15 protein-coding genes are annotated in these 11,274 nt (G+C 68.7%); 4 read left to right on the top strand and 11 right to left on the bottom strand.

All coding sequences use genetic code 11. The annotated features are described in order from the left end of the window. Positions 1 to 86: 86 nt before the first annotated feature. Positions 87 to 1,952 (bottom strand): alpha/beta fold hydrolase, encoded by a 1,866-nt coding sequence (locus tag QMX80_RS16030; protein WP_282278123.1) that lies wholly within the window; start codon positions 1,950 to 1,952, stop codon positions 87 to 89. A gap of 161 nt (positions 1,953 to 2,113) precedes the next feature. Beyond that, a complete protein-coding gene (locus QMX80_RS16025; RefSeq protein ID WP_282278122.1) occupies positions 2,114 to 2,866 on the bottom strand; it encodes a DNA-formamidopyrimidine glycosylase family protein in 753 nt (250 codons plus the stop codon). A gap of 177 nt (positions 2,867 to 3,043) precedes the next feature. On the opposite strand from QMX80_RS16025, the gene QMX80_RS16020 reads away from it, so the two are divergent. Next, entirely contained in the window at positions 3,044 to 3,193 is a 150-nt protein-coding gene (locus QMX80_RS16020) for a hypothetical protein (protein ID WP_282278121.1), read from the top strand. Here the strand turns inward: QMX80_RS16020 and QMX80_RS16015 are convergent. The 4 genes from QMX80_RS16015 to QMX80_RS16000 form a co-directional block, all read right to left on the bottom strand. Further along, the gene (locus QMX80_RS16015; RefSeq protein WP_282278120.1) at positions 3,180 to 3,599 is read right to left on the bottom strand and encodes an H-NS histone family protein; all 420 of its coding nucleotides are present in this window, start codon (positions 3,597 to 3,599) and stop codon (positions 3,180 to 3,182) included. The two genes, QMX80_RS16020 and QMX80_RS16015, sit on opposite strands and share 14 nt — an antisense overlap. Positions 3,600 to 3,677: 78 nt before the next feature. Further along, positions 3,678 to 4,373 carry an RNA polymerase sigma factor gene (locus QMX80_RS16010; protein WP_282278125.1) on the bottom strand — a complete coding sequence of 232 codons (696 nt, stop codon included), beginning with the start codon at positions 4,371 to 4,373 and terminating at the stop codon, positions 3,678 to 3,680. A gap of 104 nt (positions 4,374 to 4,477) precedes the next feature. Further along, the gene (locus QMX80_RS16005) at positions 4,478 to 4,894 is read right to left on the bottom strand and encodes a DUF2231 domain-containing protein (RefSeq protein WP_282278119.1); all 417 of its coding nucleotides are present in this window, start codon (positions 4,892 to 4,894) and stop codon (positions 4,478 to 4,480) included. A gap of 4 nt (positions 4,895 to 4,898) precedes the next feature. Then, a complete protein-coding gene (locus tag QMX80_RS16000) occupies positions 4,899 to 5,237 on the bottom strand; it encodes a hypothetical protein (RefSeq protein WP_282278118.1) in 339 nt (112 codons plus the stop codon). Positions 5,238 to 5,578: 341 nt separating this feature from the next. On the opposite strand from QMX80_RS16000, the gene QMX80_RS15995 reads away from it, so the two are divergent. Continuing rightward, on the top strand, positions 5,579 to 6,151 hold the full coding sequence (locus QMX80_RS15995; protein WP_282278117.1) for an Ax21 family protein: 573 nt from the start codon (positions 5,579 to 5,581) through the stop codon (positions 6,149 to 6,151). Positions 6,152 to 6,456: 305 nt separating this feature from the next. On the opposite strand, the gene QMX80_RS15990 is transcribed toward QMX80_RS15995, so the two are convergent. From QMX80_RS15990 to QMX80_RS15970, 5 genes are all read right to left on the bottom strand, one after another. After that, on the bottom strand, positions 6,457 to 7,485 hold the full coding sequence (locus tag QMX80_RS15990) for an NAD(P)H-dependent glycerol-3-phosphate dehydrogenase (RefSeq protein WP_282278116.1): 1,029 nt from the start codon (positions 7,483 to 7,485) through the stop codon (positions 6,457 to 6,459). Between the two features lie 19 nt (positions 7,486 to 7,504). Further along, positions 7,505 to 8,017 (bottom strand): protein-export chaperone SecB, encoded by a 513-nt coding sequence (secB, locus tag QMX80_RS15985; RefSeq protein ID WP_055772860.1) that lies wholly within the window; start codon positions 8,015 to 8,017, stop codon positions 7,505 to 7,507. Positions 8,018 to 8,121: 104 nt separating this feature from the next. Then, entirely contained in the window at positions 8,122 to 8,565 is a 444-nt protein-coding gene (locus tag QMX80_RS15980; protein WP_055772857.1) for a rhodanese-like domain-containing protein, read from the bottom strand. A 67-nt stretch (positions 8,566 to 8,632) separates the two neighbouring features. Continuing rightward, positions 8,633 to 9,070, bottom strand: coding sequence for a hypothetical protein (locus tag QMX80_RS15975; RefSeq protein WP_282278115.1), 438 nt, complete (start codon positions 9,068 to 9,070; stop codon positions 8,633 to 8,635). 25 nt (positions 9,071 to 9,095) lie between these two features. Beyond that, the gene (locus QMX80_RS15970) at positions 9,096 to 9,554 is read right to left on the bottom strand and encodes a YiiD C-terminal domain-containing protein (protein ID WP_055772851.1); all 459 of its coding nucleotides are present in this window, start codon (positions 9,552 to 9,554) and stop codon (positions 9,096 to 9,098) included. A 53-nt stretch (positions 9,555 to 9,607) separates the two neighbouring features. On the opposite strand from QMX80_RS15970, the gene QMX80_RS15965 reads away from it, so the two are divergent. Both QMX80_RS15965 and QMX80_RS15960 read left to right on the top strand, forming a co-directional pair. Further along, positions 9,608 to 10,390 carry a uroporphyrinogen-III synthase gene (locus tag QMX80_RS15965; protein WP_282278114.1) on the top strand — a complete coding sequence of 261 codons (783 nt, stop codon included), beginning with the start codon at positions 9,608 to 9,610 and terminating at the stop codon, positions 10,388 to 10,390. A gap of 96 nt (positions 10,391 to 10,486) precedes the next feature. Beyond that, a partial coding sequence (locus tag QMX80_RS15960) for a uroporphyrinogen-III C-methyltransferase (RefSeq protein ID WP_282278112.1) occupies positions 10,487 to 11,274 on the top strand: 788 nt, incomplete at its 3' end.

Below are 11,274 nucleotides of genomic sequence, written 5' to 3'. Positions count from 1 at the left end.
CGATAACCTGACAACACACAAGCCCCCGCCCACGCGCCGCCGAGCCAACCCTGCGGCGCCGCTTCGGGATACATTCCGGGCGCGGTTCAGCCGCCGATATGCTCCTGCAGGAATTTTTCCAGCGCGCGATAGAACGCGATGCTGTTGTCGTCGCTGTAGAAGCCGTGGCCCTCGCCTGGAACCGCCATCCAGCCCGGCGCCTTCCCTGCCGCGATCAAGGCGCTGCGCATGGCGTTCGCCTGTGCGATGGGCGCTCTTTCATCACGCTCGCCATGCACCAGCAGCACCGGTGCCTGGATGTCCGCGGCCAGGCTCACCGGCGAATTGGCCAGCAGCTCCTCGTCGCTGCGGCCGATCACGCGCTGCAGATAGTTGCGCCCATAGGCGTCATCCTTGATGTCGCCCTTCCTGTACATCATCTTCAGGTCGTAGACGCCAGCCAGGCCGACAGCGCACCGGATCCGCTCCGGCGCACGCGCGGCCAGCATCATCGCCGAGTAGGCGCCAAAGCTCGCGCCGATCGCACAGACCCGCTCAGGATCGGCCAGCCCGGAGGCCACCGCGTGATCCAGCCCGTCCAGCAGATCCTGCTGGATGCGGGTGCCCCATTGCAGGTAGCCCATGCGCTCGAACGCGCGCCCGCGCCCGCCGCTGCCGCGATAGTTGACCTGCACCACCAGGTAACCCCGGTTGGCCAGGAACTGCGCGTCGGTGTCGTAGAACCAGTCGTCGCTGACCCCATGCGGCCCACCATGCGGCAACACCACCGTGGGAAGGCGGCGGCCCCCGCTGTCGCGCGGGATCGTGAGCACGGCCTCCAGTTCGAGTCCGTCGCCAGCCTTGAAGCGCACCGCGCGCCGCTCGGCCATCAGGGCCGGATCGATGGCCTCGCGCGTCGACAGCACCTTCTCCAGCTTGTTGGCCGAACGCCGCAACACATACCAGCTGCCGGGGTCGCGGTCTCCGGCCACATGCAGCAGCACCACCTGGCCGTTGCGGCTCACATCGACGAAGGTCACGTGCTGCTGCGGCAGCAGGCCCGCCAGGGTCTTGTGCAGTTCGGCCTCGGGGCGTCCCGGATCGAAGTAATCCAGCCGGGGGCGACCGCTCTGCGGCGCGGCCGCGAACGGAACCGAGGGGTGGCCGGTCCACTGCGTCAGGCCGATGCTCGCGAAGCTGTCGCCGGCGAGCACCTCGGAGTCGCGGCCATCCAGGTCGCTCACTACCAGCTGCGATGGCCCCTCGTCGCGGCTGAAGCGGGCGTACACCTTGGTGTTGTCCGCCGAGAATGCCAGCGGCGTCCAGATGCTGCCGGCCTGCGGCGCCGCCATGGGCTGCCAGCGCCTGCCGTCATCCGACCGGTACAACAGGTAGTCGTCCGCATCGTTCCGTCCCCATGCATAGCGCGCCACGCCGTTGCGGTCGATCAGGAATTCCAGCTGCGGAACATTGATGTCGGCGATGAGCTTGAACGTCGGCCGTTGCGTGTCGACCACGTAGAGCATCGACGAGGTAGGGCTGCGCTTGAGCTGGCGCATGTAGAAACGGCCGTCATTGCTCTCGGCCACGCTTTCGATATGGCCGAAGCCACGATCCAGCCCCGCCGCGGCGTTCTGTTGCTCGTAGCCGTAGATGTAGCGCTGGTTCTTTCCGTCGAAATCGCTGGCGATGATCTCGCCCATGGGAAGCGGCCTCTCCAGCGACCCATATTTGCGCCCCTTGGCGACGACCAGGCGCCTGTCGCCCACCCAGGCGATCTGGAACGGGCTTTCGTAGCGCGGGAGGCGCAGCACGGCCGTCCGCGTCATGTCGGACAGGCGCAGGACCTGCACGGCATGGCTGCCCTCCCCGAAATCGGTTGAAAACGCGAGGTACTCGCCCGTCGGCGACAGGCGCGGCAGCGAGAACGGGCTGGCCCTGGCGAAGGCTTCCACCGGCACTGCCTGGGCCATTGCTGCCGGCACCCATGCCGTGCCACCGAACATCCCTGTCAGCAGCAACAACACCCCACGCAATCCCCTTCCCATGACAACTCCCAGGAAGCCAGGTTGAAGCCGCAGCGTAGGCTATCGGCCCATGCTCCGGAATCGCGCCGGCGGGCCCCGGGCCGGATTCACCGAGCCGGTGCCTGCCCGGCGCTGTAGTTCTTCTGGCAATGCGTGCAGAAGAACGTGCGGCGATTGGTCCTGCCCATGTAGACCTTCCTGATCGGGCCGCCACAGACAGGACAGGTGCCGCGGGTATGCACCAGCCAGTGCCTGCGCAGTTCGTAGATGCGTTTCCAGGCGAGGAAATCGAAGCTGTATTCGCGTGACTGCGCGATCATCTGGCCCAGCTTGCGCGGCGGCAGGTCGCCGATGCGGGTCGCGGGGTGGACACGGATCCGGAACAGCACCTCGTTCTTGATGATGTTGCCCACACCCGAGAATATCTGCTGGTCCAGCAGGGCATCGCAGGCCAGCATGTCGGGCAGGGCCTTGAGCTTGCGCCGCGCCAGGCGCGGATCCCACTGGTCGCTCATCACGTCGGCGCGCCAGTCGTAGACCTCGTCCAGCGGCTGTTCGACGAACTTCACCGAGCAGGCGTAGAAGTTCAACTCGCCGTTGTCGAAGCGCAGCGATACCCGCGGCGGTACCGGCTTGCGTTCGTCTATCAGCCAGCTGCCGAACATCATCAGGTGGATGCGCATGCTGAAGTCGTCGAACTCCAGCAGGAAATGCTTGCCCCAGGTGCGCACGCCGAGCACTTCGCGCCCCCGCATGCGGGCCAGATCCTGGCGGGAGTTGCCGCTCACTTCGCGCACGATGTGGCCACGGAACCGCTCGGCGGCCTCGCGCAGCAGGACAAGAGACGGGCCCTCAGGCATTTCGCCTCCGTTCCCGCCACCGCGCCGCCCTGCCGGCTTGTTCCTGCAGGGCCTCCAAGCATGGATGGGCAGATGGCGGGCGACGATGGATGCGCAGCGACACGGAGCACTCCCGAAGCGGAGCCCAACGGTCCCATCGGTTTCGTCATGCAGTCGTGAATCGGTGTGCACGCAGGCGTGAAACCGGCCGATCCGCCGCGCGTGGATGCGGCCTTCCGCGTGGCGGCAATCGTCACCGCGCCGCCGGATTTTTATTCCTCCCGATGCAACGGCGACGTGGCGGCCACCACGCCGACGCGCTTCGGCGAACGACTCAGCCCTGTTTGACCAGCCGGCGTTGGCCGGTGACCGCCTGGGTTTTCGGCGTGAGCCTGGCCACGCCCGGAATCAGGAAGTCGGCCACGCTCCGTCCATGTTTCGTCTTCGCCGCAAGCCAGCGCGGCATCCGGCCACGGCCGGTCCACGTGTTGCGGCGGTTGTCGGGATCGCGGTACTTCGGCTCGACCTTGGCGCGCTTGCGCCTGCCTCGGGTTTTCGGCTCCGGCCGCGCCGCATCGGCATCCGGCCCGAAGATTTCCTCGATCGTATAGCCGGCGCGCCGCGCTTCGGTGGCCAGCATGCGCCTGACCTTTTCGGCCGGCGCGCGCCCGGTGAGCGTCTTGTGCCTGTCCTTGGCGGCCCGGATCAGGGTGTCCAGCTCGCGGAGATTCAGGGCAGTAAGGTCGATGTGCATGCCGCTAGCCTCAGTTTGGGCCGCACAGGTGTCAAGACATGATTTCAGCGGCGACGTGAAGTACCGCGGGGCAGCCATTCAGTCCGGCATCGAGGATGGCGCCGGGAGTGCCCATCCTTCCTCCAGGCCCTTGGCAAGCACCCGCGCGACGATGCGGTCGCATCGCGCGCCGTCGAAGCCGAAAGCGCCGGTGAGCGCGGTATCCACTTCGCGGGCCAGGCTCTCGCGCAGCAGGCTGCGTGCCCGGAAGAAGCGCGTCCTGACGGTCGCCTCCGGTATCCGCAGCGCCTGCGCGGTTTCCTCCACGCTCATTTCCTCGACCGCGCGCAGCACGAACACGAGGCGGAACGCTTCCGGAAGCCGGTCGATCCGCGCCTCCATCAGCCTGCGCATCTGCTCGCGCATCACCGACGGCTCCGGGCCGCGTTCGGGCGCATCGGCAAGCCGGGACTGGATGTCGGAATCTTGGTCGGCCATGGCGGTTTCCAGCGGGATGACCTGCGCGCTTTTACGGCGCAGGCGGCCCAGCGCCCCGTTGATGGCGATGCGCACCAGCCAGGTCGAAAGGCGGCTCTCCGTCCGGTAGCCGCGCAACGCCCTCCAGGCGTGCAGGTAGGCGTCCTGGACGACATCCTCGGCCTCCGCGTCATCGTTGACGATGCTCCGCGCGGTTCGGAACAGCAGCCGGTTGTGCCGGCGCATCAGGACTTCAAAGGCACGGCCGTCGCCTGCGATTGCGCGTGCTGTCAGCTCGGCCTCGGATGGTTCCGGCATGCCCGGGGCCTGCAGCGATTCATGCGTGGCGGACAAGGTGTTGATGTGCATCTCCAGGACAGGGAGTCATGCTCGATCGGATGAAGCGTTGTCGTCGCGCCGGCTCAAGGCCGTCCGCGACCGACGCCGTGGCCGTACACCAATCGTCCGCCAAACCATCCGCCGGTCACCAGTGCGGCGGCGCCTGCGACGTCCAGCAGCACGGCGGGCAGGCCCGGCGGCAGGGGATGACCCTGTTCCTGCCACAGCAGCAGGCGCGCCGCGAACAGGACGAACGCCATCAACATGGCGGTCATGTGCGCGTAGGCGTCGCGCATGGGCGCGCCTTCGGGCACCTGCCGCAGTTCCAGCAGGCCAGCCAGCAGCGCCGGCAGCGCCATGGCGCAGCCGGCGACGAGCAGGCCGCTGGACCATCGCCACGCGCTTTCCCCGAGCCACAGGCCGGCGACATCGGCCGCCACGGCCAGCAACCAGCAGGCCACCGGGAAATGCACTATCGCCGGATGCAGGGGATGGCGCATGGCGTCAGAGCACCTGGCTGAGCAGCACCAGGAAGCCGGCGACGGCGACGCCGGCGTGGATCGCCACCACCGCCTTGGGCGGCAGCTTCCGGCGCAGGTGGAACGAAGCGAGGAAGAACCCGCCAAGCGCGGCGAGCAGCAATACCGCCAGGCCGGTCGTGACCGGTCGGGGAGCGGCGCCCTGGACCATCAGCACGACAAGCAGGACAAGCCCGGTGGCGCCCAGCACCGCATGCAGCAGGGACAGCGCCCAGGGCGCGAACTTCCCGCGCAGGACATGCGCGGCGAGGACCAGGCCGCCGATGGCGGCGACCGCGAAGACGATCAGGGCATAGGCAAGCATTGGACGGCTCCGGTGGGTGACGTGGGAAAGCAGCCTCCAGGAGGGGAATGCGAGCTCGAACCGCCCATTCTTCCGCTCCTGTCCTGTCTGATGCGGCCCGGGCGCGTTGCGTTCCCGATGCAGCCCGGATCCACCGCACAGCCCGACGGAAGCGGCGGCTGGATCGGCGCCAGGCCGTGTTCCATCGCGGCGGCACAAGTTCCCGTCGACACCGGCTAATTTATGTACTGGTCAGTTTGATATTCAGGGCCGATTCCGTTGGCTAACGGATAATTCACACCTGTCGACCGGCAAGCCATTACCGCCAAGTCGATCAAACCAAAATAAAAAGGTAATCCGTAATGAAGACTTCCCTGATCGCTCTGGGCCTGCTGGCCGCCCTGCCGTTCGCTGCTTCGGCGACCGATGGCCTGTCCTACAACTACGTGGAAGGTGGTTACGTGAACACCGATGCCAAGGGCGGCGACGCCGATGGCTGGAAGGTGAAGGGTTCGGTGGCCGTGCACCCGAATTTCCATGTCTTCGGTGACTACAGCACCCAGGAGACCGACACCTTCAAGAACGACGTCGACCAGTGGCGCCTGGGCGTGGGCTACAACTACGGCGTCGCCCCGAACACCGACCTGCTGGCCCGCGTGGCCTACCAGCGCTTCGACCGGCAGCATCTCCCGACCCTCAACGGCTACAGCGCCGAGGTCGGCGTGCGTACCGCCTTCACCCCGATGATCGAAGGCTACGCGCTGGCCGGCTATGAGGACTACAACAAGAAGGCCGGCCACAACCCGGACGGCGAGTTCTATGGCCGCGTCGGCGCTGCCGCCAAATTCAACGCCAACTGGGGCGTGAGCGGCGAAGTGAAGCTGGGCAAGGGCGGCGACAAGGAATGGTTCGTCGGCCCGCGTTTCACCTGGTAAGCCGGCAGTACATCGTTTCAAGGCGCGTGCTCTCTCTCCCCCGCGCCCCGGAGCCCGGTCCTCCCCGACCGGGCTCTTTTTTGTGGAGCCCCAGGGCGGCCGTTTTCCGCAGGGGCGGGATGTTCTGCCAGGCCTGGCATTGTCCAGAGGGTTGTAGCAGGGAAGGCCCCAGCGGGGGCGCTGCCCCGCTTTGCAGGATCCGGACGAGCGGAAGGCGACCGAGACTGGAACCGGCGCCCGTGCAACGCAGTCGCCAACAAAAAAGCCCGGCATCGCCGGGCTTTTTCTTTCTTCTTCGCCGATTCCTACTTGAACAGCGTTTCCGGATATTCCGGCTTCTGTTCGCGGGCCAGCAGCTGCTTCAGGCCATCGGAAGGACTCAGTTCGCCGTGCAGCACCGACTGCACCGCCTTGGAAATCGGCAGGTCGATGCCATGACGACCGGCCTGGCGCATGACCTCGTCAGCGGTCTGCACCGACTCGACCACCTGGCCGATCTCCTTCACCGCTTCCGGCAGGCTCTGCCCGCGCCCCAGCGCCAGGCCCAGCCGCCGGTTGCGCGACAGGTCGCCGGTGCTGGTGAGCACCAGGTCGCCCAGCCCGGCCAGGCCCATCAGGGTCTCGGGCCTGCCGCCGATGGCCGCGGCCAGCCGCAGCATCTCGTTGAGGCCCCGGGTGATCAGGCCGGCACGGGCGTTCAGGCCCAGCTGCATGCCGTCGGCCACGCCGGTGGCCACCGCCAGCACGTTCTTCATCGCCCCGCCCAGCTCGGCGCCGACCATGTCGTCGCCGGTATAGGCGCGGAATGCCGGGCCGTGCATGGCGTCGGCGACCTGCTGGGTGAAAGCGGCATCGTCGCCGTGCACGGTGATCGCCGTGGGCAGGCCCAGGGTCACTTCCTTGGCGAAGGACGGGCCGGTGACCACCGCCAGCGGCATGTCCGGGCCCAGCACGTCGCGCGCGACCTCATGCAGGAAGCGGCCGGAACCGGGCTCGAAGCCCTTGGTCGCCCAGGCGACGCCGGCGCCGGCCGGCAGCAGCGGCGCCAGGGCACGCACGGTCTCGCCGAAGGCGTGCGACGGCACCACCACCAGGATCCAGCGGGCACCGGCGACGGTACCGGCCAGATCGGTGCTGGCGCGCAGGGAGTCGGGCAGCGCAATCCCCGGCAGGTACCGGGGATTCTCGTGACGACGGTCGATCGCCTCGACCACATTCGCGTCGCGCCCCCACAGCACGGTCGGGTGACCATGCCGGGCCAGCAGGCTGGCCAGCGCGGTGCCCCAGGAGCCCGCGCCGAGGACGGCGATCTTTTCCGCGTCGTTGGTACTCATCCGCAGGGATGGACGCCGGTCAGGCGTTGCCGGCCGGCTCGGAGTCGGCCAGCGAGGTGCCATCGGCCTGCTGCTGGCGCTGGCGCAGGGTTTCGGCGTACAGGCCTTCGAAGTTGATCGGCTGCAGGTAGAACGGCGGGAAGCCGCCGGCCTGGATCAGGTCGCTGACCATCGAACGCACGTACGGGAACAGGATGTTCGGGCAATGGGTGCCGAGCAGCACGTCGATCGCCTGCGGCTCCAGCCCGATCAGGCCGAACACGCCCGCCTGCTCGACTTCGGCCACGTAGGCGGTCTTGTCGCCGGCCTTGCAGGTCAGGGTCACGCCCAGCACCACTTCAAAGGCTTCGTCGGACAGGCGCTGCACCTTCTGGTTCAGGTTCAGCTGCAGGTCCGGCTGCACGTTCTCGCTGAAAATGGTCGGCGAGTTCGGGGATTCGAAGGAAACGTCCTTGACGTAGATCTTCTCGACGGTGAACGCCGGGCCGTTGTTGGCTTCGGCCGGAACGGCGTTGTTGTTCTCTTCGGACATTTCTCTGTGACTCCAGAACGGTTCGTTCGTTGAATGGGATTGTTACAAGACCTGCGATGGGGGCGGCAGCGGCCCCGCACAAGGGCTTAACGTCAAATGAAGGCTCAGCCGCGGCCCTTGACCAGCGGCAGGTCCGCCGCCTGCCAGGCCGCGATGCCGCCATCGAGCACGGATACCTGCTCGAAACCGGCTTTCTTCAGCGCCTTGGCGGCATTGGATGAGGCCGTGCCGGTGCCGGTGCGGCACACCAGCACCACCGGGGACTGCCTGGCAGAGGCCAGCAGCTTGTGCGTCGGGGTCAGCTGGGCCGGCTGCACGTTGCGGCTGCCGGTGATATGGCCCTTCTCGAAGTCGCTGCCCGCCGACAGGTCGATCACCACCGCGTCGCCGGCATTGATCAGGCGGGTCAGTTCGGCCGGCTTGATCGATTTGTAGCCGCGGAACAGCCGTGCGATCTCGGTGACGATGATGGCGATGGTCAGGCCGGCGAAGGCCAGCGACAGCATCGGGTTTCGGCCAGCGAAGGCCAGCAGCTCTTCGTAATTCACTCGGGTCACGGTCAGACAAGCGGGCGGCGATTGTCGCACAAGCCGGCCACGGGACGGCCAGCCCCGCCTATTGGCCCTGCCACAGGTCCGGCAGCCCCTGCGCCTGCCACCAGCGCTTGGCGTCGGGGTCCCAGCGCCAGCGTTCGGTCACCATCACGGTGCGTTCGGCCAGGGTGTTGCGGTTGATCACGCCCATCTCGACCCGGCGCTCGACGGCGCCGTCCGCCGCCATGCCGCTGGAGCGTTCGCGGTAATTGGATACCTGCACCTGTTTATAGCGTTCGCGCTGCAGGTCGGTCAGCGGATGCGCGCGCCAGTACGCCGGGTCGATGAATCCCTCGGCGGCCTCGAAGTCGCTCCAGCGCACCGCCGCCACGTAGGCGTCCTGGGTCTGGGTGAGCTTGTTGCGCTGGCTGCGGCTGGGGCCGGCGGCCTGGGCGGCCTGGGCGGCCATGGCCACGCCCAGCAGCACGGCGATGGCGGACTGGATGAGTCGTCGTTGCATGGTGTCTCCCCGGAACCGCGCCATCCTACCCCTTGGCCAGGGCCACGAAGCGCCCTTCCAGTTCCGCGGCGCCGCCCTCGATCTGCGCGCGCACGGCGATGCGCGCACGGCCGCGCTTGTCGAACAGGGCCAGGAAGGCGCCCCAGTCCTCGTCGGGGGCCGCGCGCGCGGTGGCGTCCAGGTCGCCATAGACCGGCGCCCGGTAACGGATGCTGCTGTCGGCGACGTAGACCTCGGCGCCGTGCCCGGCCAGCGACAGGCGCAGGCTCACCAGCGCCCAGCCGGCCAGGGTCATCACCGAGGCCAGGCTGCCGCCGAAGGCATTGCCCTTGTCGTTGACGTTGGTGGCCAGCGGCGCCTGCAGGCGCAGCGCGCCATCGGCGTAGCCGGCGATGCGGATGCCCATCGCCGCAACCGGCGGCATCGCATCGAGGGTGGCCTGCAGCCTTCGCAGCAGGGCGTCGTGGTCGGATGTATCGGACATGGGGGAGCCGTACGGGAGAACAGGAAACGGAAAGCGCCCGCATAATGCATGGAATGAACAGCCGTGCCCATGTGCCGGCCGACACGGCCTGGTATCTGATTTCCCTGCGTCCTTCCGGCCAGCACGACGGCCTGCGCCGCGCCGCCGCGCGCCATGGCGCGCGCACGGTCGCGGTTTCGCCGTGGCGCCTGCAGGCCCGCGACGATGCCGCGACCCGCGACCAGCTGCTGCAGGCGCAGGCCTGCGACCGGCTGGTCTTCACCAGTCCGGCGGCCGCCAACGCTGCCGCCCGGCTGATGCCGCTCGGGCAATTGAAGGCCGGCAGCCTTGTCGCCGTCGGCCAGGGCACGGCGCGCACGCTGGTGCGGCATGGCGCAGCCGCCGTGCAGGCGCCTGCCCGCATGGACAGCGAAGGCCTGCTGGCGCTGCCGGCCATGGCCGGGCTGGAAGGGAAGCGGGTGGCGCTGGTCACCGCGCCCGGTGGACGCGGCATGATCGCAGCCCAGGTGCAGGCACGCGGCGCGCAGCTGCTGCGCGTGGACGTCTACGAACGCGTGCCGCTGCAGGTCCCGTCCTCGCTGTGGTCGCGCCTGCAGGCGCTGGATGCCCCCGCCGTACTGGCGGTAAGCAGCGGCGAAGCGCTCGAACGCGTGCTGCCGCAGATGCCGCCCGCCCTGCGCCGACGCTGGCAGGAGCAGCCGGTGGTCGCCGCCAGCGCACGGCTCGCGGAACTGGCCACCACGCTCGGTTTCGCCCATGCGTACGTGGCCGCCGGGCCCCTGCCGGGCCAGCTCGCGGCCGCCGCGCGCGACGCGCTGTTTCCCAGCCCGGCCTGAAGCGCCCGGGCGGCTTGCAGCCGTGCGGCGTCGCGGCGATGCTTGAAGCGCACCGCCGCCGCCCGCTGGGCGGCCTGCCAAGGATGCCGTACCCCCATGAATGACGATTCCTCCCCCTCCCCACGACGCCGCATGGCGCGCTGGATCATCGCCATCGTGCTGCTCGCCGCGCTGGCCGCGGCCGCCTGGTACGGCTGGCGGAGCTGGCAGGCGGAGCAACGCCTGGCCGAGCGCAGCCGCGCCACCGCCGGCCAGCAGCTGGCGGCGCTGCAGCAGACGGTGGAGGCGCTGCGCCGCGACCAGCGCGCCAACGCTCGTGGCCTGCAGGACGTCGCCGCCACCAACCGCATCCTGCGCGACGAAGTACTCGGGCTGGGCCAGCGCAACGCGCTGCTGGAGGAGAACGTGGCGCGCCTGGCCGACCATTCGCGCCAGGGCGCGCAGGCGGTGCGCCGCGAAGAGGCCGAGCTGCTGCTCAGCCAGGCGCAACAGCGCCTGGCGTATGCCGGCGACCTGGACGGCGCCCGCCATCTGTATGCGCTGGCCGCCGGCGTGCTGGAGAGCATGGACAGCCCCGGCTACCTGAACCTGCGGCAGGCGCTGCTGCAGGAGCGCAGCGCGGTCGACGCGCTCGGCGCGGGCGTCCGTGCCCGCACCGCCGGCCAGCTCACTCAGTGGGTCGAAGCACTGGACTCCCTGCCGGAACAGGGCGCAGAGGTGGCCGGCGCGCAGCCATCGTGGTGGCAGCAGATGCTCTCGCCGCTGGTACAGATCCGCCCGGCCGACCCGCAGGTACTGGTGGCCCGTTCCGAACGCATCGCCGCCGGCGACGCGCTGCAGATCGAACTGAGCCTGGCTCGCGCCGCGCTGGAGCGCGGCGACAC

It is taken from the genome of Stenotrophomonas sp. PS02297, assembly GCF_029959705.1.
GTDB lineage: Bacteria > Pseudomonadota > Gammaproteobacteria > Xanthomonadales > Xanthomonadaceae > Stenotrophomonas > Stenotrophomonas nitritireducens.
The sequence above is the reverse complement of the archived record's forward strand: the minus strand, read 5'-3'. Positions and strand labels throughout refer to the sequence as shown.